The 23,676-nt window shown below is 58.6% G+C and carries 24 protein-coding genes; 11 read left to right on the top strand and 13 right to left on the bottom strand.

Annotated elements, in window-relative coordinates; genetic code table 11:
• Position 1: 1 nt before the first annotated feature.
• Together bamC and dapA are read right to left on the bottom strand one after the other, a co-directional pair.
• Complete coding sequence (gene bamC, locus KGB06_RS01185; protein ID WP_223511336.1) at positions 2-1,117, bottom strand: outer membrane protein assembly factor BamC; 1,116 nt, start codon at positions 1,115-1,117, stop codon at positions 2-4.
• A 17-nt stretch (positions 1,118-1,134) separates the two neighbouring features.
• Complete coding sequence (gene dapA / locus KGB06_RS01180) at positions 1,135-2,013, bottom strand: 4-hydroxy-tetrahydrodipicolinate synthase (RefSeq protein WP_223511335.1); 879 nt, start codon at positions 2,011-2,013, stop codon at positions 1,135-1,137.
• A gap of 327 nt (positions 2,014-2,340) precedes the next feature.
• Between dapA and KGB06_RS01175 the strand changes: the two genes are divergently transcribed.
• Positions 2,341-2,901 carry a glycine cleavage system protein R gene (locus KGB06_RS01175; RefSeq protein ID WP_027925530.1) on the top strand — a complete coding sequence of 187 codons (561 nt, stop codon included), beginning with the start codon at positions 2,341-2,343 and terminating at the stop codon, positions 2,899-2,901.
• 10 nt (positions 2,902-2,911) lie between these two features.
• Positions 2,912-3,385 carry a peroxiredoxin gene (locus KGB06_RS01170; RefSeq protein ID WP_223511334.1) on the top strand — a complete coding sequence of 158 codons (474 nt, stop codon included), beginning with the start codon at positions 2,912-2,914 and terminating at the stop codon, positions 3,383-3,385.
• 137 nt (positions 3,386-3,522) lie between these two features.
• Here KGB06_RS01170 and KGB06_RS01165 read toward each other — a convergent pair whose 3' ends face one another.
• Positions 3,523-4,593 carry an AI-2E family transporter gene (locus tag KGB06_RS01165; RefSeq protein WP_223511333.1) on the bottom strand — a complete coding sequence of 357 codons (1,071 nt, stop codon included), beginning with the start codon at positions 4,591-4,593 and terminating at the stop codon, positions 3,523-3,525.
• 31 nt (positions 4,594-4,624) lie between these two features.
• A complete protein-coding gene (locus KGB06_RS01160; protein WP_020300476.1) occupies positions 4,625-4,864 on the bottom strand; it encodes a sulfurtransferase TusA family protein in 240 nt (79 codons plus the stop codon).
• 97 nt (positions 4,865-4,961) lie between these two features.
• Here KGB06_RS01160 and KGB06_RS01155 point away from each other — a divergent pair, with 97 nt between their 5' ends.
• Positions 4,962-6,395, top strand: coding sequence for a M48 family metalloprotease (locus KGB06_RS01155; protein WP_223511332.1), 1,434 nt, complete (start codon positions 4,962-4,964; stop codon positions 6,393-6,395).
• Positions 6,396-6,469: 74 nt separating this feature from the next.
• On the opposite strand, the gene KGB06_RS01150 is transcribed toward KGB06_RS01155, so the two are convergent.
• From KGB06_RS01150 to rpoE, 4 genes are all read right to left on the bottom strand, one after another.
• Positions 6,470-7,897, bottom strand: coding sequence for a DegQ family serine endoprotease (locus KGB06_RS01150; RefSeq protein ID WP_223511331.1), 1,428 nt, complete (start codon positions 7,895-7,897; stop codon positions 6,470-6,472).
• A gap of 182 nt (positions 7,898-8,079) precedes the next feature.
• Positions 8,080-9,036 (bottom strand): MucB/RseB C-terminal domain-containing protein, encoded by a 957-nt coding sequence (locus tag KGB06_RS01145; protein ID WP_223511330.1) that lies wholly within the window; start codon positions 9,034-9,036, stop codon positions 8,080-8,082.
• 8 nt (positions 9,037-9,044) lie between these two features.
• Entirely contained in the window at positions 9,045-9,632 is a 588-nt protein-coding gene (locus tag KGB06_RS01140) for a sigma-E factor negative regulatory protein (protein WP_223511329.1), read from the bottom strand.
• A 30-nt stretch (positions 9,633-9,662) separates the two neighbouring features.
• A complete protein-coding gene (rpoE, locus tag KGB06_RS01135) occupies positions 9,663-10,244 on the bottom strand; it encodes an RNA polymerase sigma factor RpoE (RefSeq protein WP_007944079.1) in 582 nt (193 codons plus the stop codon).
• 555 nt (positions 10,245-10,799) lie between these two features.
• Between rpoE and nadB the strand changes: the two genes are divergently transcribed.
• Positions 10,800-12,416 (top strand): L-aspartate oxidase, encoded by a 1,617-nt coding sequence (gene nadB, locus KGB06_RS01130; protein ID WP_223511327.1) that lies wholly within the window; start codon positions 10,800-10,802, stop codon positions 12,414-12,416.
• On the opposite strand, the gene KGB06_RS01125 is transcribed toward nadB, so the two are convergent.
• Both KGB06_RS01125 and KGB06_RS01120 read right to left on the bottom strand, forming a co-directional pair.
• Positions 12,385-12,837 carry a protein YgfX gene (locus KGB06_RS01125; protein WP_223511325.1) on the bottom strand — a complete coding sequence of 151 codons (453 nt, stop codon included), beginning with the start codon at positions 12,835-12,837 and terminating at the stop codon, positions 12,385-12,387. The genes nadB and KGB06_RS01125 overlap by 32 nt on opposite strands.
• Positions 12,821-13,075: a succinate dehydrogenase assembly factor 2 gene (locus tag KGB06_RS01120; RefSeq protein ID WP_007944081.1), complete on the bottom strand. Its 255-nt coding sequence runs from the start codon at positions 13,073-13,075 to the stop codon at positions 12,821-12,823. The genes KGB06_RS01125 and KGB06_RS01120 overlap by 17 nt, the downstream gene beginning before the upstream one ends.
• A gap of 149 nt (positions 13,076-13,224) precedes the next feature.
• On the opposite strand from KGB06_RS01120, the gene KGB06_RS01115 reads away from it, so the two are divergent.
• On the top strand, positions 13,225-14,166 hold the full coding sequence (locus KGB06_RS01115; protein WP_223511323.1) for a YgfZ/GcvT domain-containing protein: 942 nt from the start codon (positions 13,225-13,227) through the stop codon (positions 14,164-14,166).
• 35 nt (positions 14,167-14,201) lie between these two features.
• On the top strand, positions 14,202-15,023 hold the full coding sequence (locus KGB06_RS01110; RefSeq protein ID WP_223511321.1) for an HDOD domain-containing protein: 822 nt from the start codon (positions 14,202-14,204) through the stop codon (positions 15,021-15,023).
• 127 nt (positions 15,024-15,150) lie between these two features.
• Here KGB06_RS01110 and KGB06_RS01105 read toward each other — a convergent pair whose 3' ends face one another.
• Positions 15,151-16,539 (bottom strand): sensor histidine kinase, encoded by a 1,389-nt coding sequence (locus KGB06_RS01105; RefSeq protein WP_223511319.1) that lies wholly within the window; start codon positions 16,537-16,539, stop codon positions 15,151-15,153.
• A complete protein-coding gene (locus KGB06_RS01100) occupies positions 16,532-17,203 on the bottom strand; it encodes a response regulator (RefSeq protein WP_007944085.1) in 672 nt (223 codons plus the stop codon). Before KGB06_RS01100 ends, KGB06_RS01105 begins: the two co-directional genes overlap by 8 nt.
• Before the next feature lie 393 nt (positions 17,204-17,596).
• On the opposite strand from KGB06_RS01100, the gene KGB06_RS01095 reads away from it, so the two are divergent.
• The 4 genes from KGB06_RS01095 to KGB06_RS01080 are packed head-to-tail and all read left to right on the top strand — an operon-like array spanning position 17,597 to position 21,634.
• Entirely contained in the window at positions 17,597-18,574 is a 978-nt protein-coding gene (locus KGB06_RS01095; RefSeq protein WP_411741827.1) for a Bug family tripartite tricarboxylate transporter substrate binding protein, read from the top strand.
• A 58-nt stretch (positions 18,575-18,632) separates the two neighbouring features.
• Positions 18,633-19,091 (top strand): tripartite tricarboxylate transporter TctB family protein, encoded by a 459-nt coding sequence (locus tag KGB06_RS01090; protein WP_223511317.1) that lies wholly within the window; start codon positions 18,633-18,635, stop codon positions 19,089-19,091.
• Between the two features lies 1 nt (position 19,092).
• Positions 19,093-20,607 (top strand): tripartite tricarboxylate transporter permease, encoded by a 1,515-nt coding sequence (locus KGB06_RS01085; RefSeq protein WP_223511315.1) that lies wholly within the window; start codon positions 19,093-19,095, stop codon positions 20,605-20,607.
• The gene (locus tag KGB06_RS01080) at positions 20,600-21,634 is read left to right on the top strand and encodes an AbrB family transcriptional regulator (protein ID WP_223511314.1); all 1,035 of its coding nucleotides are present in this window, start codon (positions 20,600-20,602) and stop codon (positions 21,632-21,634) included. Before KGB06_RS01085 ends, KGB06_RS01080 begins: the two co-directional genes overlap by 8 nt.
• Before the next feature lie 94 nt (positions 21,635-21,728).
• On the opposite strand, the gene ung is transcribed toward KGB06_RS01080, so the two are convergent.
• Positions 21,729-22,421 (bottom strand): uracil-DNA glycosylase, encoded by a 693-nt coding sequence (gene ung / locus KGB06_RS01075; RefSeq protein ID WP_192228690.1) that lies wholly within the window; start codon positions 22,419-22,421, stop codon positions 21,729-21,731.
• A 132-nt stretch (positions 22,422-22,553) separates the two neighbouring features.
• Between ung and KGB06_RS01070 the strand changes: the two genes are divergently transcribed.
• The gene (locus KGB06_RS01070) at positions 22,554-23,666 is read left to right on the top strand and encodes an enoyl-CoA hydratase/isomerase family protein (RefSeq protein WP_223511313.1); all 1,113 of its coding nucleotides are present in this window, start codon (positions 22,554-22,556) and stop codon (positions 23,664-23,666) included.
• Positions 23,667-23,676 lie beyond the last annotated feature (10 nt).

Genomic DNA, 23,676 nt, shown 5'->3' with positions numbered 1-23,676 from the left:
ATCAGCCCAGTTTGTCCTGAATCTCGCTCAACACTTTGCGCGCCACGTCTGCCGGTGCAACGGTGTTGATGTTCTTCTCGACGGTGACCTGGACGTTTTCGCCGACCTTGCTCAGGCGAACCTGATAACGCTCGGCACGGGCTTCCACTTCTTCCTTGCTCGGCGCGGTGCCGAACAGGCTGCTTAAGAAACCAGGTTTATCGTCTTTATTCTCGGCTTTTTCAGACAAGTTGATGTAGTACAGGCCCAGGCTGCGGTTGATGTCTTCAACGCGCCATTCGCCCTGTTCCAGCGCACGACCGACGCTCGACCAGGCACGATCCAGGTCGGTGCCGACGTTCAGAACCGGGTTGCCGCTACCGTCTTCGCTCAGGCTGACACGACTTGGTGTATCGAAATCACGCGAAGCCAGCATGGAGACCGAACCGCCCTTCTCCGAAATGCGGCTCATGCTCGCGAGCATGTCGTTGGTCAGTGCCGCGTCCAGGCCGGTGTTGAGCGAACGGTTGGTGAACTCCACGTCGGCAGTGCTGCCGGCAGGACGTTCGGCGCTGACCACATAGATTTCACTGGTGTTGCGCTGCACGCCCGGCTCGACACGTACCCGCACGCGGGTTTGGCTGTCGGTGCTCACGCCGGCTGCGCTCAGGCGCTTGGCCATTGCGGCGGACAGTTCGTCGGAATGTTGCCAGGTGGTGGTGAATTCACCGGTTTGCGGACGCTGTTCATCCAGACGGAAACCGTTGTCCTGGAAGAACTGCACAGCCACTGGCCAGATTTCGGCCGGTGGGTTTTGCGCCAGGATCGAGCGCGAATCGCCGACTTTCTGCAGGGAGTAAGGACTGGCATCGACCGACGCCGACAACGGCTGTGGACGAGGAACGACGTATTCGCCCTTGGCGGTGTCATCAGCCACGTTACGCGGGATCGGCAGCAGCGGGTCCAGACGTTTGGCGTCTGTGATATTCGCTGGCAATTGCATCGGTGGAGTCTGTTGCGCTTCCAGGTAATCGCTACCACGGTCACGGAAATAACCTTCCGGGCCCCAGACCCATCCACAGCCACTTGTGCTGGAGATAATCAAGGCAAGTGCGGAAAGTCCGGCCATTCGCTTCATGCGTTGTACTTCCTCAATTAAACCAGTACGCCGGACTGGCGCATGGCCTGCCGCAGCGGTTCGTGACAGGCAGCACTGAGCCAGGTGAGCGGCAGACGGATACCGTCCGGCATCAAGCCCATTTCATGCAGAGCCCATTTCACGGGAATAGGGTTGGATTCGATAAACAGGGTTTTATTGAGTGGCATCAGCTTTTCGTGAATCGCGCGAGCGGTCACGGCGTCGCCTTTCAGGGCAGCGTTGCACAGGTCGCTCATGTCGCGCGGCGCAACGTTGGCGGTGACCGAGATGTTGCCTTTGCCGCCAAGCAGGATCAGCTCGACTGCGGTGGCGTCGTCACCGGATAGCACCACGAAATCTTTACTCACACCATCAATGATGGCCTTGGCACGGCTCAGGTCGCCGGTGGCTTCCTTGATGCCGATGATGTTTTTCACGGTCGACAGGCGGATCACGGTTTCGGTCAGCATGTCGCACGCTGTACGGCCGGGCACGTTGTAGAGAATTTGCGGGATATCGACAGCTTCGGCGATGGCCTTGAAGTGCTGGTACAGGCCTTCCTGGGTCGGCTTGTTGTAATACGGAGTCACCAGCAGGCAAGCGTCGGCACCGGCGTTCTTCGCATTGGTGGTCAGCTCGATAGCTTCGCGAGTCGAGTTCGCGCCAGTCCCGGCGATCACCGGAATGCGCCCTGCAACCTGCTTGACCACGTAACGAATCACTTCGATGTGCTCGTTCACGTCGAGGGTGGCCGATTCACCTGTAGTGCCGACCGCCACAATGGCGTGGGTGCCGTTTTGCAGGTGAAAGTCCACCAGTTTGCTCAGGCTGTCCCAGTCGAGATTACCTTGTGCATCCATGGGTGTGACCAGTGCCACCATACTGCCCGCAATCATGCAACCGCTCCTGCCGGAAAAAGAGAGCCGTAATGGTACTGGCGCCAAGATGCTTGTACAAGCGAAGTACTGCGCTGCCGCCATTCCCCTTGGCGCTGCTTTTCGCTACCCTTCAGACTTTGATCGGTACTGATAAGCTCGTACGCCAGTTTCCAGCCTCCATTTACGGCATCACAAGCCCCGATCCAGCGTTGCCACCCCTCGCTCCTGCCTCACTGGAGCATGTTGCAACCTTGTGGCTCGGGTTTTCTGAATTCGCATCCGCAGGCTCGTTCCCGGAAAAAAGCCTTTTGACGTATCGACCGCTCATCGCTTTAGGAATGCTGCATGTCCACCCCCACAGTTCGCGAACAATTCCTTGTCATCAGTGCCCTCGGCGCCAACCCCATGGAGCTGACTAACGTCCTGTGCCGCGCCAGCCATGAAAATCGCTGCGCCGTGGTCACTTCCCGCCTGACCCGTCATGGCGAGTGCAGTGCGTTGATCCTCGAGATTTCCGGCAGCTGGGACGCCCTGGCGCGCCTGGAAGGCAGCCTGCCGAGCCTCTCCAAAAAGCATGCATTCACCGTCAACGTGGTGCGTAGCGCGGCGCTGGAGAATCGTCCTCAGGCGCTGCCTTACGTGGCTTATGTCAGTTCGGCCTATCGCTCGGACATCATCAATGAACTGTGCCAGTTCTTCATGGACCACAACGTCGAACTGGAAAACCTGACCTGCGACACGTATCAGGCGCCACAGACAGGCGGCACCATGCTCAACGCCACGTTTACCGTGACCTTGCCGGCCGGCGTGCAAATCAGCTGGCTGCGCGATCAGTTCCTGGATTTCGCCGACGCGCTGAACCTGGATGCCCTGATCGAACCGTGGCGCCCACAAAACCCAATGTAAGGAAGCTTTCATGGCCGTTGCCATCGACCAACCGGTCGCCGACTTCGAAGCACCCGCCACCAATGGACAGACCGTCAGCCTCGCGGGCCTTAAAGGCAAGCAGGTGGTGATTTACTTCTACCCTAAGGACAGCACGCCAGGTTGCACCACTGAAGGCCAGGGCTTTCGCGATCAGCTTGAGGCTTTTAAAGCGGCCAACACCGAAGTGTTCGGCGTATCCCGTGACAGCCTCAAGTCCCATGAGAACTTCAAGGCCAAGCAGGCGTTCACCTTTGAGCTGATCAGCGACAAGGAAGAAGCGCTTTGCCAGTTGTTTGATGTGATCAAGCTGAAAAAGCTGTATGGCAAAGAATACATGGGCGTTGATCGCAGCACATTCCTGATCGACAAGAACGGTGTGTTGTGTCAGGAATGGCGTGGCGTGAAGGTGCCGGGGCATGTGGATGCGGTATTGGCGGCTGCTCAGGCGTTAAACAAAGTCTGATCTCTTCGGCGCCTGTTCGGACGCCTTCCCGAGCAGGCTCGGTCCCACCTTGGTTTTGTGTTCACCACAAATCATCTGTGGGAGCGAGCCTGCTCGCGAAGAGGCCCTTTGCCTCACCTCATTTTCCAGAATGATGCTTAAAGCAGCGGCGCGACTTCCGGCTCCTTGCGCGGCCAAGCATCCAGCACGGCCTTGAACAGCGTCGCCAGCGGAATCGCAAAGAACACCCCCCAAAACCCCCACAACCCGCCAAACAACAGCACCGCACAAATAATCGCGACCGGGTGCAGGTTGACCGCCTCCGAGAACAGCAATGGCACTAGCACGTTGCCGTCCAGCACTTGAATAATCCCGTAGACCGCCATCAAGTAGATGAACTGATCGCTCCAGCCCCATTGGAACAGCGCAATCAGCATGACCGGCACGGTCACCACCACGGTACCGACGTACGGCACCACCACCGACACGCCCACCAACAAGGCCAGCAGCGCCGCGTAGTTAAGCCCCAGAACGACGAAGCCGATATAGGTCACACCACCGCAGATGAAAATCTCGATGACCTTGCCGCGAATGTAATTGGCGATCTGCCGGTTCATTTCGTGAGCGACTCGGGTGATCAGTGCCCGCTCACGGGGCAGGTAACCGCGTACCCACAGGCCGATCATTTCCCGATCTTTCAGAAAGAAGAACACCAGGATCGGCACCAGAACGAGGTAGATCATGATGTTCACCAGCAGCGGCAGACTCGACAACGAGAACGTCAGCGCCCACTGCCCGAACTTGCCGATTTCGCCGCGCGCCACTTCGATGAACTGCAATACCTGTTCATCAGACACCATATGCGGATAGCGCTCGGGCAACAGCAATAACAACGACTGCCATTTTGCGAGCATGCCGGGCAACTCGTTGAACAGCGTAAGCAATTGATGCCAGAGCAACGGCACCACGACAATCAAGAAGACCAGCAGCGCGCCCATGAACAGCGCGAAGACCAGCCCCACCGCCACGCCACCGGGCATGCGCAGGCGTTCGAGGGTGGCCACCAGGCCCTGCATGAGATACGCCAGCACCATCCCGGCCAATACCGGCGCAAGCATGCCGCCCAAGGTGAGTACGGCGGTGAATGCCAGAATCAGCAACACAGCCAGTACCACGGCTTCTTCATCGGAAAAGTAGCGCTGAATCCAGTCGCGTAACACTTTGAACATCAATAATCCTTAGAAACGAACGCAGCAGGTTTCAGGCTTTTTTTAACCAGTAGCGGTAAACACCCGCCTCATCTTCTTCACGAAGCAGCGTATGACCGGCCAATCGGGCAAAGGTGCGGAAATCGCGCTGAGAACCGGCATCCGTGGCGATCACCTTGAGCACCGCGCCACTGGCCAGGCGATTGAGTTCCAGCTTGGCCTTGAGCAACGGCAACGGACAATTCAGGCCGCTGGCGTCCAGTTCGGCGTCATGGGCTACAGCGTCGGTCATTACTTCTCTCCGGGCACGTGGTTGAGAGGCTTAGAATATCTGGTCGCAAGCCCAGTGTCCGGCTACAGTAAGGACTTTGTCGACTAAGGCTTTGTGCATGACTTTTTTGCGCCCTACCCTGCTGACGCTCGCTTGCCTGCTTGCCTCACCTGGCTTTGCCGACGACCTGCCGTCACTTGGCGACGCCAGTTCTGCCATCGTCTCGCCGCAACAGGAATACCAGTTGGGCCGTGCCTGGCTGGCACTGTTGCGCAGCCAGGTTGCGCAACTCAACGATCCACAACTCAAGGATTACGTCGAATCCAGCGTTTACCGATTGGTGGAAACCAGCCAGGTGAGTGACCGGCGACTGGAATTCATCCTGATCAACAGCCCGCAACTCAACGCCTTTGCGGCGCCGGGCGGGATTGTCGGGGTCAACGGCGGCTTGTTCCTCAATGCGCAGACCGAGGGCGAATACGCGTCGGTGCTGGCTCACGAACTGGCTCACTTGTCGCAACGCCACTTTGCCCGTGGCATTGAAGCCCAGCAGCGCATGCAAGTACCGATGATGGCCGCCCTGTTGACCGGGATCGTGATTGCGGCAGCCGGTGGCGGCAATGCCGGGATTGCGGCCATTGCGGGTACTCAAGCGGCGGCCATTCAGGAGCAACGGCGTTTCTCGCGTCAGAACGAACAGGAAGCCGACCGCATCGGCATTGTAAATATGGAAAAAGCCGGTTACGACCCACGCTCGATGCCGAGCATGTTCGAGCGCTTGGCGCGCCAGTACCGCTTCGACGCCAAACCGCCGGAATTTTTGATGACTCACCCGGTTACCGAGTCGCGGATCGCCGACACCCGCAACCGCGCCGAACAGGCCCCACCGGGTGGCATCGAAGACACCATGCGTTATCAGCTGATTCGTGCACGAGTCCAGTTGTTCTATGAAGAAACCCCCGGCCTGGGCGCCAAGCGCTTCCGTGCCTTGCTTGATGAAAACCCGAAAAATGATGTCGCACGCTATGGTTTGGCGATTGCCCAAATCAAGGGAGGCCGGTTGAATGAGGCTCGGGAGAACCTCAAGCTGCTGTTGGCAAAATCGCCGAACGAGATCATCTATAACCTGGCGCAGATCGATCTGGACATGACCAACAATCGTCTGCCGGATGCTCAATCTCGCGTCGACCGGATGCTCACTCAGTACCCCGGTAACTATCCGCTCAATCAGATACGTGTCGATTTGCTGCTGAAACAGGACCGCACCGCCGATGCTGAAAAGGCACTGGAAGGTCTGCTCAAGTCGCGTCCTGACGATCCCGACGTGTGGTATCAGGTGGCCGAGACTCGCGGCCTGTCGGGCAACATCATCGGCTTGCATCAGGCTCGCGCGGAGTACTTTGCGTTGGTCGGCGACTTTCGCCAGGCCATCCAGCAACTGGATTTCGCCAAACGTAAGGCCGGCAGCAACTTCCCTCTGTCTTCGCGCATCGATGCACGTCAACGTGAGCTGATGGAACAGGAGCGCATGATCAAGGACATGATGGGCTGACTTTCAGCTTCAAAAGCCGGACACAAAAAAACCGCCTCTTTCGAGGCGGTTTTTTTATTCAGCCAACAACCGGATTAATCAGCCAGTTTGAAGGTGATGAAGCTGGCACGACCTTGGCGCAGAACCCGCATCGAAACCGAACGGTTCTTCGGCAGTGCCTTGGCAATGTCGGTGAACTCCTTGCTCGAGCCGATGGCCTGGTTGTTCAGGTGAGTGATGATATCACCTGGCTGCAAACCAATCAGCGATGCAGGGCCTTCCTGAACTTCCTTGATCACCACACCACCTTTGAGGTCGTAGGTTTTCTTCTGCTCATCGGAAAGCTCGGCGACGGAGACACCCAAACGATTACTGCTGATTTCAACGCCCGATTTAGGCATCGTATCCATTTCTTTTTCTTCGTCAGGAATCGCGCCAACCGTTAGCTCGACATTCTTGCGCTTGCCTTCACGAATCACTTCAAGATTGGCCTTGGAGCCCGCCTTCAGCGCGCCCACCAGGTGTGGCAAATCGGCTGACATGATGATCGGCTGGCCGTTCATGCTCAGAATGACGTCGCCGACTTGCAGACCACCCTTGGCAGCCGGGCCGTCGTCCTGGATCTGAGCCACCAGTGCACCGGCCGGTTTCTCAAGACCAAACGACTCGGCCAGGTCCTTGTTCACTTCCTGAATCACCACGCCCAACCAGCCACGGCTGACTTTGCCGCCATCTTTCAGTTGATTGGAAACATCCATGGCGACGTCGATAGGGATCGCGAACGATACGCCCATGAAGCCACCGGAGCGGGTGTAGATCTGCGAGTTGATCCCGACCACTTCGCCATTCAGGTTGAACAGCGGACCACCGGAGTTACCCGGATTGATCGGCACGTCGGTCTGGATGAACGGCACATAGTTTTCGTTCGGCAGGCTGCGCCCGATGGCGCTGATGATGCCTTGGGTCACGGTGTGGTCGAAACCAAACGGCGAACCGATGGCGACGACCCACTGACCGGCTTTCAGGTCCTGGGATTTACCGAGTTTGAGAACCGGCAGGTCCTTGCCTTCGATCTTCAGCAGCGCCACGTCGGAGCGCGGATCGGTGCCGACCAGTTTGGCTTTCAGTTCACTGCGATCAGCGAGACGCACGAGGATTTCGTCGGCATCGGCAATCACATGGTTGTTGGTCAGGATATAACCATCAGGCGAGATGATGAAACCCGAGCCCAGGGACTGAGCTTCTCGCTGGCGATCACCGCGTGGCGAACGCGGTTGTTGAGGCATGCCCCTTTCAAAGAACTCGCGCAGTGCTGGCGGCAAGCCTTCAAGGTCCGGCATTTGCCCGGACACTTTGCGGTCAGGCAGTTTCTGTGTGGTACTGATGTTCACCACGGCAGGCGAGGCCTGCTCGACGATATGGGTGAAATCCGGCAACTCGGCTGCTTGAGCAGTGACCGCCTGACCAAGTATCAGCACGGTGGAAAAAATGGCGAGGTAGGACTTAAAGCGTGGTATCGACATACGGCTCCCGTTACGACGAGCATGGTTGAGCGATATGGAGCAAGGGACACCGGGAACAATACGCCGGTATTTTTGTTCCGGAAACAACAAAACAAGGCTAGAGCCGTGAAACTCTAACCTATAGAAAAATTCAGGATTGTTTGCAAATTGAAATGTTCACCAAACATTTCGACATTCACTCACTACTTGGTTGCAGTGGCATCGGTGCGCATCGACAGCGCAATCCGTTCAGCAGTGCCTATCGGGATCTCACCGACCACGGTCACCATCATTTCGCCTTGAGGCGTGGTCAGGCGCCGGGATACAGCGACAGTGGGTCCCAACTGTGTGCGGGTGTCCGTCACAGTTGCGCCATTCAATGGTTCAAGGAATACCGAGAAACGCGTCAGACCGTCGTCATACATCAGACTGTTGACCTGAGCTTTGGTCTGCGGGTCCTTGCGAGCGCTGCTGCTGGTCAACTCGAAACCAGGTGGCAACCAGTCCGAATGCCAGACTTGAGCCGTTTTAATGGCGGAAGCCTTGTCACTGTCGAGAGTGACGGCCTTGCAATCGTCGCCTGCCTGCAAGTCGCTGTCAGACGGCACCTTGGTGGTATCCAATTGCGTAAACTGGAATCGCTCCAGCAACTGCCCTTTGTCATTGAGCAACAATGACTTGAGCGGCAGGCCGGTTTCTTTATCCAGATGAAGCTCAAAACCGTATCGGTGCTGATCACGTGGCGTCAGCGAAACAATCACTGCCGCACGCCCAGCCACACGCGACTTGCCGATGACGGCAAGGTCATACCAATTCTTTAACTTTTGTGGATCCAGTGCACGAGCAGCAGAATTGGGCGAATCACCCAGTCCTGCTATCAGGGTGCCGCTGACGCATTGAGTATGCCCATCAATGCGCACGACTTCCTGTGCTGAGCCATCGAGCTGGAGTAAACGCTCGCGGACTTTGCCATCCTGGACGCGATGCCAGATGTTATGGGTAGAAAAACTACCGTTACGCTCGTAAACGAAAGTACCGTGAAAGCTTTGCTGCTGCTCGGCCTGACCCAGACGGGTCAACCAATCCTGGGCCTCATCAGCGTGGGCTGGAACAACAAACCAGCCTGCGAGTAGAAGCGAAAGTAGAGGTATGGAGCGCATGATCCTCCTTAACGGTTTTCCAGGCTTGCTGCACGAGCATATGGCAGCGCACTTTCAGTGCCTTTTAATGCAGCCTGTTGAGCATGTTGGCGCAAGTAGCTTGGCAGACGCTGATCGTGCCAGCCTGGCTGACCTTGCAAAACGCCGTTGGCCATAGGGCCAGTGGCATCCGAACTCTCATTGTAGCCTGCTAATACAGCTGGGCCTTTAACCTGAGGAGCGGCCAGACCTGGTTGATTGGATTGCTGAGCCAGTTCGACACCAGCGATCTCGTCCTGATTGTACAAACGAACGCCAGCCAGTACAGCAAGTGTGACCGAAGCGGCAACTGCCAGACGACCCAGGCTGCGCCATGGACCACGGGAGGCTTTTGCCGGCACAGCTTCGTCGGCCAGCGCAGCAGACACTGCCGCAGCGATATCCAGGCGTGGAAGCAGCAAGTCCTTGTGCATGACTGCCCGAGCGATTTGGTAACGAGCCCAGGTTTCACGGGTTTCAACATCGTCCAAGGCATTTAATACCCGACGCAATTCCAGTTCATCCGCTTCGTTATCCATCACTGCGGACAGCGATTCCTGCAGGGCTTCACGACTCATGGCGTTCCTCTCTTGGCTATCGCCGCTGTCTCAGTTTTCCTGCAACAACGGCTGCAGGGCTTTATCGATGGCTTCCCGAGCGCGGAAGATCCGGGAGCGCACGGTACCCACCGGACACTGCATGACTGCCGCAATGTCCTCGTAACTCAGACCATCAAATTCACGTAAAGTTAAAGCCGTACGCAAATCTTCTGGCAGTTGCTGAATGGTTCGATGGACGGTGCCTTCGATCTCATCCCGCAGCAACGCACGTTCTGGCGACTCGAGATCCTTGAGGCCATGATCGCCATCGTAGAACTCTGCATCCTCGGAACTGACATCACTATCCGGCGGCCGACGACCGCGTGAAACCAGATAGTTTTTCGCCGTGTTGATGGCGATGCGGTAAAGCCACGTGTAAAACGCGCTGTCTCCGCGAAAATTTCCAAGCGCTCGGTACGCCTTGATAAAGGCTTCCTGCGCCACATCCTGGGCTTCATGGGTGTCGTGCACGAAACGCACGATCAACCCGAGAATTTTGTGCTGGTATTTCAGCACTAGCAGATCGAAAGCTCGCTTGTCGCCACGTTGAACGCGCTCGACCAGCTGCTGATCCTCTTCCTGGGTTAGCATGAACACTCCTCGATAAGCTCGGAGGAGGCTTGCATAACTGAACGACCAGACTTGCAAACATAGACTCGGGCTTTTCGCAAAAGTTCTCCCCCTCCAAGCAAGTTTCCTGCGGGCTCTGATTTGGCACGCACGAAAAGCGCAGCGCGGTTTACCCGGCTGCGCGAATAATCTTGTCATCGGATTCGCCAGCAAGGATCAAACTACAGATCCTGCCCTGAAGCCGACACTGTCCCTTGAATCTGGCAACCGTCTATTGATCTTGGGCCTTTGGCAAAAGTTCCATATTTATAAATGGACGGCACCGAGATTGTGCAACCGTGAATAGAAAAATACTGTTAAATCGACGATACAGTCGTCTTGTCGTCGATTCGACCAAAAAACCATCCGACGAAGCGTCGGGTATTTCCCGTCACAGTAGTTTCACAATGCCATAGGCGCTCGGGTATTGTGCCGCGCCCCCCCTCTATATACTAGTGGGCTGTGTGGCCGACTGACTCGCCGTTCCAGCAGTCATGCGCCAACCCCGACCCGGGTCGCTTTGAGCGGAATCCTGAAATGAGCCAACAGTTTCAACATGATGTTCTGGTGATTGGCAGCGGTGCTGCCGGTTTGAGTCTTGCGCTGACCTTGCCCGATCATTTGCGCATCGCGGTACTGAGCAAAGGCGACCTCGCCAATGGCTCGACTTTCTGGGCCCAGGGCGGCGTCGCAGCCGTTCTGGATGACGCCGACACCGTCGAGTCTCACGTCGATGACACCCTCAATGCCGGCGGCGGCCTGTGCCATGAAGACGCTGTTCGTTTTACCGTCGAACACAGCAAAGAAGCGATCCAATGGCTGATCGACCAAGGTGTGCCGTTTACCCGCGATGAACAATCCGGCACCGAAGACGGCGGGTTCGAGTTTCACCTGACCCGCGAAGGCGGCCACAGCCATCGGCGCATCATTCATGCGGCCGATGCCACGGGCGCCGCGATATTCAGAACATTGCTGGCCCAGGCAAAACAACGGCCTAATATCGAATTGCTGGAACAGCGCGTCGCGGTGGACCTGATCACCGAAAAACGTCTGGGTCTGGAAGGCGACCGCTGCCTTGGCGCTTATGTACTCAATCGCGGGACCGGCGAAGTCGACACCTACGGCGCACGCTTCGTCATCCTCGCATCCGGTGGCGCGGCCAAAGTCTACCTCTATACCAGCAACCCGGACGGCGCCTGCGGTGATGGCATCGCCATGGCCTGGCGTTCGGGCTGCCGGGTAGCGAATCTGGAGTTCAACCAGTTCCACCCCACCTGCCTTTACCACCCACAGGCAAAAAGCTTCCTGGTCACCGAAGCCCTGCGCGGCGAAGGTGCACACTTGAAGCTGCCTAACGGTGAACGGTTCATGCAGCGCTTTGACCCGCGCGCAGAGCTGGCGCCACGGGACATTGTTGCCCGGGCCATCGACCATGAAATGAAGCGCTTGGGTGTCGACTGTGTCTATCTGGACATCAGCCACAAATCCGAAGCGTTCATCAAGTCGCACTTTCCAACGGTGTACGAACGCTGCCTCGAGTTTTCCATCGACATTACCAAGCAGCCGATCCCGGTGGTTCCGGCGGCGCACTACACCTGCGGTGGCGTGATGGTCGATCAGAACGGCCGCACCGACGTGCCAGGGCTGTATGCCATTGGCGAAACCAGTTTCACCGGCCTGCACGGCGCCAACCGCATGGCCAGCAACTCGCTGCTGGAGTGTTTCGTCTACGCCCGTTCAGCGGCGGCGGACATTATTGAACAGCTGCCGCACGTGCCAATGCCAGTCGCGCTGCCCATTTGGGATGCGAGCCAAGTCACCGATTCCGATGAAGACGTGATCATTGCGCACAACTGGGACGAACTGCGGCGATTCATGTGGGACTACGTCGGTATCGTGCGCACCAACAAACGCTTGCAACGGGCCCAGCACCGTGTGCAGCTGTTGCTGGACGAAATCGATGAGTTCTACAGCAACTATAAGGTCAGCCGCGATTTGATCGAGTTGCGCAACCTGGCTCAGGTAGCAGAACTGATGATCCAGTCCGCCATGGAGCGCAAGGAAAGCCGGGGCCTGCATTACACCCTCGACTACCCCAATATGCTCCCGGTTGCCCTGGACACTATTCTGGTGCCGCCCACCTACGTCGACTGAACGCAAGTCGAACCCGCAGGCGTCGGTGCACATCCGCCGCCTGAGAGTCGTGGGGTACGCAGATCGATCTGACCCGCCGTTCGCCGCGCAGGCGAAACCGTAGCACCACGATCAATGGCAGCGCGAGGCTGTCCGGGCGCAGCTGCACCGGCTGCCAACCCTGCGCCTGATTCCATAACTGCCAACCCTCGGCGTCGCGTCGCAAGCCGCGAAATGCCTGTGGGTGTGTCAGCAAAACCTGACGCGGCAATACCCAAACGCCATGCGCCAGACAGCAAAAAGCGCCGAGCAGACTGGCCCAGACCGGTATAGACAGAAGAAACAACGAACCCAACGCGAATAGCTGGGCCAGGAGATACGCCGCCAGCAACTGCCGAGAGGCATGCCAGCGGCATTCGAACGTATTACTTGGGCTGGACACGATCCAGGATCATGCGAACCATGCGCTGAAGCTCCGGATCTTCGGATTCGGCGCGTTCCATGAACCAGCCGAACATGTCCTGATCTTCGCACTCAAGCAGCTTGCGGTAGCAATCGCGGTCGACATCATTGAGGTGCGGGTAGACCTCTTTTACAAACGGCACCAGCAATACGTCCAGCTCAAGCATGCCGCGGCGGCTGTGCCAGTAGAGGCGATTCAGTTCAACATCTTCGACCATGGAGCGCTCCTCAAATAGGCGGCAAGTATACAGCCCCGGGCAGCGTCGAACAGTCAGCTTTGGTCGGGCACTGCCGACCTTTTGTGAACTACCCATTTCATGGTCGCCCCCTTATGATGTCCCCCAGACTCTTTACCCTGCGATGACCCATGGCCGACTCTGCTTTTTTCTGCACCCTGTCTCACGAAGGCGTTCTCGCGGTCCGCGGCGCGGATGCCGGCAAATTCCTGCAAGGCCAATTGACCTGCAACCTCAATTACCTGAGCGATACCCAGGCCAGTCTGGGCGCCCGTTGCACGCAAAAAGGCCGGATGCAGTCGAGTTTCCGCATTCTGCTGGAAGGCGACGGCGTTTTGATGGCGATGGCCACCGAGCTGCTGGAACCGCAGTTGGCGGACCTGAAAAAGTACGCCGTGTTCTCCAAATCCAAACTGACCGACGAAAGCGTCGCCTGGGTCCGCTTCGGCCTTGATCATGGCGATGCCGCGCTGAGCAGCCTCGGTCTTGAGTTGCTGGCAGACACCGACAGTGTCGTGCGTCATGAAGGTCTGATCGCCATCCGCGTTTCACCGGATCGCGCTGAACTGTGGGTCGCCGCTGATCAGGCCGATGCCATCAAAGGCAAGCTGACCGCCATGTTGCCCGAAGGCAATCTGAACCAATGGCTACTGGGCCAGATCCGCGCAGGGATCGGTCAGGTCATGCCAGAGACACGTGAACTGTTCATCCCGCAGATGCTCAATCTGCAAGCCGTCGGTGGCGTGAGCTTCAAGAAAGGCTGCTACACCGGCCAGGAAATCGTCGCGCGCATGCAGTACCTGGGCAAACTCAAGCGCCGCTTGTATCGTCTGACCCTCGATGCCAGCGCACTGCCCGCCCCCGGCACACCGCTGTTTTCCCCGTCCCATGGCAGTTCCATCGGCGAAGTGGTCCTGGCGGCCAACGCGGAACAACACATTGAACTCCTGGCCGTGCTGCAAGCCGAAGCAGCTGAGGGTGGTGACATTCATCTCGGCACTCTCGAAGGACCAGCCCTGAACTTGCTCGACCTGCCTTACTCACTGGATCGCGACCGCGAAATCCAGCGTTAACCGCAGCATTTGTTGCAACACCCTAGAGAAACGAAATGAACGATCTGGCGGAAAAGGTCCAACAGGATTTGGTTGAGGCCATCGATAACGATGACCTGGTTCTGCCAACATTACCGGAAGTGGCCATGCAGATTCGCAAGGCCGCCGAAGACCCGGAAATCAGTGTCAGCACACTGAGCAAAGTGATCGGCCGCGATACGGCGTTATCGGCGCGCCTGATCAAAGTGGTCAACAGCCCGCTGCTGCGTGCGACTCAAGAAGTGAACGACCTGCACACGGCGATCACGCGACTGGGCGTCAACTACAGCAGCAACCTGGCGATCGGCTTGGTGATGGAACAGATTTTCCACGCCCGCTCCGAGGTGGTGCAACAGAAAATGCGCGATGTCTGGCGCAAAAGCCTGGAAATCGCCGGGGTCAGCTATGCCTTGTGCCGCCATTACACACAACTCAAACCCGACCAGGCCGCCCTCGGTGGTCTGGTGCATCAGATCGGCGTGTTGCCGATTCTGACCTACGCCGAAGATCACTATCAGCTGCTTTCTGACCCGGTCAGCCTCAACCATGTGATCGATCAGATTCATCCGTTGATCGGCGACAAACTGCTCAGGGTTTGGGAGTTTCCGGAGAAACTGGTGGAGGTGCCAGGGCAATACCTGGACTTCAAGCGGGAGTCTGACCGGATTGATTATGTCGATCTGGTGCAAGTGGCCAGTCTGTATTGCCACAAGGATACCGATCATCCGCTGGCTCGAATCGATGTGTTCAACGTGCCGTCGTTCAAGAAGCTGGGGATCGATCCGCAGAACGAGGCGATGTGCCGGGATCTGGAAGAATCGCGGTCGATGTTTTACTAGCCGAGACCGTGTCGCTGCCATCGCGAGCAGGCTCGCTCCCACAATGGATCTCCGTAACACGGAAGATCCCTGTGGGAGCGAGCCGGCTCCGGGCGGCGTTCCGACGATGGGGCCAAAACAGGCACCATCATTCACCGGCAATAAAACTCACCCGAACCTTCAACCCCTTCGTCTCACCATCATGCAGGCTGATCTGCGCCAGATGCGCACGGCAGATTTCGCCAACAATCGCCAACCCCAGTCCCGACCCGGCCACCTGCTGATTACGTCGGTAAAAGCGCTCGAACACCCGCTCCCGCTCTTCAACCGGAATCCCCGGCCCGTCGTCCTCAACCTCCAGGACCGCCGGTGCAGTGACCCGCAGAATCACATTGCCGCCCGACGGTGTATGGGCCAGTGCGTTATCCACCAGATTACTCAGCAGTTCGTTCAGCAGCGTCGGTTCACCGCGCAGCCACACCGGCTCGTCCGCTTCCAGTGCCAGGGCAACACCGCGTGCGTGGGCCAGCGGCGCCATGGCCATGCCCAACTCCCGCGCCAACTGACTCAAATCCAGCAACTGCGCCCCGCCCTCGGCAATGGCTCGGGCACCGTTTTCGACCCGTGCCAGCGACAGCAATTGATTGGCCAAATGCGTCAATCTATCCGTGCCCTGGGCAGCAGTTTCCAGGGTGTTGCGCCAGGTTTCGGGCTCACTCGCCCGCAGGCCAAGCTCAAGCCGCGCCTTGAGCGCCGCCAACGGCGTACGCAGTTCATGGGCGGCATCGGCGATGAACTGAGCCTGACGCTCGAACTGCTCGCGCAGCCGCTCGGTAAAGTGATTGAGCGCGCGGACCAGCGGCCACAACTCGTGTTGCACTTCCACCAACGGCAATGGCCGCAGATCATCCGACTGGCGCTCTTCCACTGCCGTGCGCAAGCGTTCCAGCGGGCGCAACGCCGCACTCACCGCAAACCACACCAACAGCAGCGCGCCAATCGCCAGCATGCCCAGCCGCAGCAACGTATCCGCCGCCAGGCTGCGCGCCATGCTGACCCGTGCCTCATCGGTTTCCGCAACGCGAATTTCCGCCATACCATTCATATTCGGCTCGCTGACCGGTTTGAGCAGGCTGACCACCCGCACGTTCTGCCCGCGATACGTGGCGTTGTAAAACCGTGCCAACGCCGGGTAGTCATCGGTGCGCGGCGTTCCGGGAGGTGGTGCGGGAAGGTTTTCGTAACCGGAAATCAAATTCTGGTGAATGTCATTGACCAGGTAAAAGATTCGCCCCGCACTGTCGTAGGCAAACGTATCCAGCGCCACGTAGGGCACGTCGGCACTGAGCGTGCCGTCACGCTGGGTGACACCCGCCGCAATGGTTCGCGCCGACGCCAGCAAAGTGCGGTCATAGGCGGTGTCGGCCGCTTCGCGACCATTCCAGTACGCGCTCAAACCGCTGGCAAGCATTAACACCACCAGCAACAGCGCGAGGTTCCACAGCAACCGCCAGCGCAGGCTGCTGGGCTTATGCATCGCGGCTTTCCAGCAAGTAGCCAAGACCGCGGAAGGTCACGATCGCGACCGGTTGGCCGTCGAGTTTTTTGCGTAAGCGATGCACGTAGATTTCGATCGCGTCAGGGCTGGCTTCTTCGTCCAGACCGAACACCTGGGAGGCCAGTTGCTCTTTGCTCATCACCCGTCCGGGCCGGGCGATCAGCGCCTCGAGAACGGCCTGTTCACGTGAGGTCAGGGTCAGCAATTCTTCCCCGAGGGTGAAGCGCCGGGTGTCCAGATCATAGGCCAGCACACCGCAGCGCTGCTGACGTTCACCGCCCAGCACACTGCGGCGCAACAAGGCTTTGACCCGCGCTTCGAGTTCGGTCAGTTCAAAGGGTTTGGCCAGGTAATCGTCAGCACCAAGGTTCAGGCCATGGACCCGATCCTTGACGTCGCTACGCGCGGTCAACATCAGCACCGGAAGGTTTTTCCCCCGGGAGCGCAAGCGTGCGAGCACTTCAAAACCATCCATGCGCGGCAGACCGACATCAAGAATCGCCATGGCGTATTCCTCGCTGCTCAAGGCCAGGTCTGCAGCCACGCCATCGTGCAGCACGTCCACCGTCAGCCCGGTGCTCTTGAGCGCCTGGGCGACACTTTCGGCAAGCTGCAAGTGGTCTTCGACGAGCAGAACACGCATGGATCTTTACCTCATTCAGGGGATGGTCGACGCCATTCTTTGGCGCGAAGTTTACAGCCGCATCCGCTGCTGTGAAGCCTGTAAACCGTGAAAGCCTGCTGAAAGGTTAGTGAAAGGTTGGCCCGTTAGAGTCGGCCCACGGATGGTTTCGAATGCAGACCCTCCAATAGTGCTTTGAAATGTAGCTCCCGAAAAACGCCATGACGCGTTTTCGTCAATAAGAACAATAAATGAGGTACTGCACCATGCTGTCTACGCAGCTTCAGGCTTGTCCGTCCCACCTTTTCCCCAGAATCCCGTCGTTTACGCTTGCCAGCGCCGTTGCCGGCTGCACGACGCGAAACCGCCGCACCTGAAACATCCCCAAAAACAAAAACTCCCATGGAGACAATAATGAATCGATCCCTGCGCCGTTTCGCCCTCGCCGCCAGCTGCATGCTGTTCGCCAGTCAATTGATGGCCGAACCCAAACGCCCGGAATGCATCGCCCCGGCCTCACCGGGCGGTGGTTTCGACCTCACCTGCAAATTGGCGCAGAGCGCGCTGATCAACGAAAAGCTGCTGACCAAACCGATGCGCGTGACCTACATGCCCGGCGGTGTCGGCGCAGTGGCGTACAACGCGGTGGTCGCTCAGCGCCCCGCCGACGCTGGCACGTTGGTGGCCTGGTCCAGCGGCTCGCTGCTGAACCTGGCGCAAGGCAAGTTTGGTCGATTCGATGAAACCAACGTGCGCTGGCTGGCCGCCGTCGGCACCAGTTATGGCGCCATCGCGGTGAAAAGCGATTCGCCCTACAAGACCCTGGACGATCTGGTCAAAGCGCTGAAAGAAGACCCGAGCAAAGTGGTGATCGGCTCCGGCGGCACCGTCGGCAGCCAGGACTGGATGCAAACCGCACTGATCGCCAAGGCAGCAGGGATCAACCCGCGCGACCTGCGCTACGTCGCCCTCGAAGGCGGCGGTGAAATCGCCACCGCCCTGCTCGGTGGGCACATTCAGGTCGGCAGCACCGACATCTCCGACTCCATGCCGCACATCCAGAGCGGTGACATGCGCTTGCTGGCCGTGTTCGCCGAGAAGCGCCTGGACGAGCCGGAAATGAAAGACATCCCGACCGCCAAAGAGCAAGGCTACGACATCGTCTGGCCGGTGGTTCGCGGCTTCTACCTCGGGCCAAAAGTCAGCGACGAAGACTACGCCTGGTGGAAAGACGCCTTCGACAAGCTGCTGGCGTCCGAAGACTTCGCCAAGCTGCGCGATCAACGTGAACTGTTCCCGTTCGCCATGACCGGCCCGGAGCTGGACACCTACGTGAAGAAGCAGGTTGCGGACTACAAAGTGCTGGCCAAAGAGTTCGGCCTGATCCAGTGATTGCCTCTGTCTAGCGGCTGCGGCCTCGTTCTTCGAGGCCGCGGCACAGGAGTTTTCCATGCTCTTACAACGCATTTTTGCTTCGGTGCTGATGCTCGCCTGTGTTGGCCTGGCGCTGATGGCCTGGCCGTATCAAGCGGCTTTTTCCTACGAACCGGTGGGACCCAGAGCCTTTCCGCTGTTGATGCTCGGGCTGATGGGCCTGGCGCTGTTGTACATGGTGTTCCGTCCCGCACCGATCAAGCACGACGCTGACGAACCACCGATGGACCGCGAAACCCTGACCAAGATCGGCCTGTGCGTGGTGCTGTTGCTGGTGTTTGCCGGCACCTTCGAACCCCTTGGTTTCATCGTCGCCAGCATCCTGATCGGCATTCCAATGGCGCGCCTGTATGGCGGTCGCTGGGTGCCCAGCATTGTGATCATCACACTAATGGCCGTCGGCCTTTATCTGTTGTTCGACAAGTTGATGGACGTGCCGCTGCCCTTGGGCGTGCTCGACGTTCTGGAGAACTGATATGGATACGCTTGGCTATTTGGGTCAGGGTTTCGGCGTCGCGCTGAGCCCGTACAACCTGGTGACCGCCCTGTGCGGCACCCTGATCGGCACCGTAGTCGGCCTGCTGCCAGGCCTTGGCCCGATCAATGGCGTGGCATTGTTGATCCCGATTGCATTCGCCCTCGGCCTGCCACCGGAGTCGGCACTGATCCTGCTGGCGGCGGTGTATCTGGGTTGCGAATACGGCGGACGGATCAGCTCGATTCTGCTGAACATTCCCGGTGAAGCCTCTACCGTCATGACCACGCTGGACGGTTACCCGATGGCCCGCAAAGGCCTGGCCGGTGTCGCGCTGTCGTTGTCGGCGTGGAGTTCGTTTATCGGCGCGTTCATCGCCACCTGCGGCATGGTGCTGTTCGCCCCGCTGCTGGCGAAATGGGCGATTGCCTTCGGTCCGGCGGAATATTTCGTGCTGATGGTGTTCGCCATTGTTTGCCTTGGCGGCATGGCCGGTGACCGACCGCTGAAAACCTTTATTGCGGCGTTGATCGGTTTGTTTCTGTCGAGCGTCGGGATCGATGCCAACAGCGGCGTTTACCGGTTCACCGGGGACAACATCCATCTGACCGACGGCATCCAATTTGTCGTGTTGGTGTTGGGTCTATTCTCCATCAGTGAAATTCTCCTGCTGCTGGAAAAAACCCATCATGGTCAGGAAGCAGTGAAAGCTACCGGCCGCATGATGTTCAACTTCAAGGAAGCCTCGGCGGTGTTCGTGGTGAACCTGCGTTGTGGCGTGCTGGGCTTCATCATGGGCGTGTTGCCGGGAGCCGGAGCGACCCTCGCCAGCGCCGTGGCCTACATGACCGAAAAACGTATCGCCGGTGCCAAAGGCACGTTCGGCCAGGGCGACATGCGTGGCCTCGCGGCACCGGAAACCGCCATCGGCGGCGCAGCGTGCGGCGCACTGGTGCCGATGCTGACCCTCGGTGTTCCCGGCTCTGGCACCACGGCGGTGATGATCGGCGCCCTGTCTCTGTACAACATCACGCCGGGGCCGCTGCTGTTCCAACAACAACCCGACATCGTCTGGGGCCTGATCGCCTCGTTGTTCATCGCCAACATCATGCTGGTGATCCTCAACATTCCGATGATCCGTGTCTTCACTCGCATCCTCGCCGTGCCTAACTGGGCGCTGGTGCCGGTGATCGCGATCATCACCGGGATCGGCGTCTACGCGGTGCACGCCACTACGTTCGACCTGTTCCTGATGATCGGCATCGGCATCTTCGGCTATATCCTGCGCAAGCTGGACTTCCCGTTGTCGCCGATTTTGCTGGGCTTCATCCTCGGCGGCCTGATGGAACAAAACCTGCGTCGCGCGCTGTCGATTTCCAACGGTGCACTGGAAATCCTCTGGTCCAGCCCGATCACCTTCGGCTGCTGGGTACTGACCGCGATCATGCTGCTGATGCCACTCCTGCGGATCTGGCGTAAACGTTCGGCCGCTCAACGCGCTATCGCCGATGTCTGATCGAACGCCGCTCAAAGCCTGGTGGGGAACACCGCTGGTCGGTCTGCTGGGCGGTTATCTCGCCAGCCAGATCGGCTGGCCGTTGCCGTGGATGGTCGGCTCGTTGCTGGCGATCATCCTCGTGCGCTGCCTCACGCCATGGCAATTGGCGGAAATCCCTGGCGGCCGCAAGTGCGGCCAGTGGATTGTCGGCATCGGCATCGGCCTGCACTTCACCCCGGTGGTGATGGAGCAGGTGTTGGGGCATTTCGGTTTGATCTTCTTCGGTGCGTTGGTCACCAGCCTGTCGGCCGTGGTCGGGGTCTGGTTGATGCGCCGTACCGGTGAAGATCGCGCCACCGCGTTCTTTTCCAGCATGCCCGGCGGCTCCGGAGAGATGGTCAACCTCGGTGCTCGCAACGGTGCGGTGCTCAGCCGTGTGGCGGCGGGACAAAGTTTGCGGGTGCTTGTGGTGGTGTTGTGTGTGCCGGCGGCGTTCAAGTATTTGTTGGGTGACGGTGCGCCGGTTTTGCACGCCACGGCCGTGGACTGGCGCTGGCTGGCCTTTTTATTCCCGGCAGGCGCCTTGGCGGCGTGGCTCTGGGAACGTCTTCGTCAACCCAATCCATGGCTGTTCGGCCCGTTGCTGGTGAGTGCAGCGGTGAGCATCGGTTGGGATTTGCACATTGGTTTGCCCAATGGCGGAAGCCAGATCGGCCAATGGCTGATTGGTAGCGGCTTGGGTTGTCACTTCAACCGACAGTTTTTTCGGCGTGCGCCTTCCTTCATGGGCCGGACCTTGATCGGCACGGTGCTGACCATGTTGATCGCCACGGCGGCGGCGCTGGGGTTGAGTGCGCTGACCCATCTGGATTTGCGCTCGCTAACCCTGGGCATGATGCCCGGCGGGATCGCGGAAATGAGCCTGACGGCGGAGACGCTGCAATTGTCGGTGCCGCTGGTGACGGCGATGCAGGTGATGCGGTTGTTGTTTGTGCTGTTTCTGGCGGAGCCGTTGTTCAAATACTGGAACCGCAATCCAGAGTAAAGACCGAGTTGAATTCATCGCCAGCAGGCTGGCTCCCACAAGTTTTTTAAACACCGTAAAACCAATGTGGGAGCCAGCCTGCTGGCGATGCTTTTCAAACCGGCGGCAACCGCCACTCAATCGGCGTCTCGCCATTCTGCTCAAGAAACTTGTTGGTCCGGCTGAAGTGCCCGCATCCCAGAAAACCGCGATACGCGGACAACGGCGACGGATGCACCGACGTCAGCACCAGGTGCTTGGTCGCGTCGATTAGCTTCTGTTTGCTCTGGGCATGTGCGCCCCACAGCATAAACACCAGATGCGGCTGCTGCTGGCTGACGACCTCAATGATCCGGTCCGTGAAAAACTGCCAGCCCTTATCCTTGTGCGCATTGGCATTGGCGCGCTCAACCGTCATGGTGGTGTTGAGCATCAGCACGCCCTGGTCGGCCCAGCTCTGCAAATAGCCATGGTTGGGAATATCGATGTTCAGGTCGCGCTTCAACTCTTTATAGATATTCACCAGCGACGGCGGCGCCGGCACGCCCGGTTGCACCGAGAAGCACAAACCATGGGCCTGCCCCGGGCCGTGGTAGGGGTCTTGACCGAGGATGACGACCTTGACCTTGTCCAGCGGTGTGGAGTTGAGCGCGTTGAAAATCATCGGGCCCGGTGGATAGATCTCTTTGCCCGCCGCACGCTCCTGTTGCAGGAAATCACGCAACTCTGCCATGTAGGGCTGGTCGAATTCGGCACGCAGTGCCTCCTTCCAGCTCGGTTCGAGTTTGATACGGTCGTCAGCAGTCATGGTTACATCCGGCAAAAACAATGGGGCGAACCCTAGGAAAGCCCATCACGCTTGTCAATTGATCTGACGCACATCCGGCACTTTCCTGTACAGCGATCATACTGAACGCTCAAATTCCCGATCGAGGTCACGATGAATCTGCACTTCGAAGAACTCACCGGCACCGACGGCGCTCGCATCGGCATCGCCAGCCTCGACGCCGAAAAGTCCCTTAACGCCCTGTCCCTGCCGATGATCAACGCCCTGCGTGATCAAATGGACGCCTGGGCCAAGGACCCGCAAATAGTCTGCGTGTTACTGCGTGGCAACGGCGCCAAGGCCTTCTGTGCCGGCGGTGAAGTGCGCAGCCTGGTGGAAGCCTGTCGTGCTCATCCCGGGGAGGTGCCGCCGTTGGCCGCGCACTTCTTTGCGGCGGAATATCGCCTGGACTTCAAACTGCACACCTACCCGAAACCGTTGATCTGCTGGGGTCATGGTTATGTGCTCGGCGGCGGGATGGGTTTGTTGCAAGGCGCGAGCATCCGGGTCGTCACACCAAGCACTCGGCTGGCAATGCCTGAGATCAGCATTGGTCTGTACCCGGACGTTGGCGCCAGTTGGTTTCTGTCGCGAATGCCCGGCAAGCTCGGGCTGTTTTTGGGCCTTACCGGTGCCCACATGAACGGCCGCGATGCAATCGACCTGGACCTGGCCGACCGTTTCTTGCTCGATGAACAACAGGAGGAACTGATCGAAGGGTTGCTGCAATTGAACTGGCAGGAACAAACGCCGATGCAGCTCAACAGTTTGCTCAAGGCCTTGCAGCAGGAAGCGGTCGCGCAAATGCCCGAAGCCCAGTGGTTGCCACGGCGCCAGCACATTGATGAACTGCTGGACGTCAGTGATGTGAGTTGCGCCTGGAAGGCCATCAGCCTGCAACGCGACAGCTCCGATCTGCTACTCAGCCGTGCCGCAAAAACCATGAGTGAAGGCTCGCCGCTGACCGCGCATCTGGTCTGGGAGCAAATCGCCCGGGCCCGGCACCTGTCGCTGGCTCAGGTTTTTCAGATGGAATACACGATGAGCCTCAACTGTTGTCGACATCCGGAGTTCAGCGAAGGTGTGCGCGCACGGTTGATCGACAAGGACCAGAAACCGCACTGGCACTGGCCGGACATCAACAACGTACCGGATTCCGTGGTGGACGCGCACTTCCAGAAGGCCTGGGAAGGTCGGCACCCACTGGCGGATTTGTCCGAATACTGAAATTCGGACA

It is taken from the genome of Pseudomonas sp. GL-B-19, assembly GCF_019956415.1.
GTDB lineage: Bacteria > Pseudomonadota > Gammaproteobacteria > Pseudomonadales > Pseudomonadaceae > Aquipseudomonas.
This window is presented reverse-complemented; position numbering and strand designations above follow the sequence as displayed.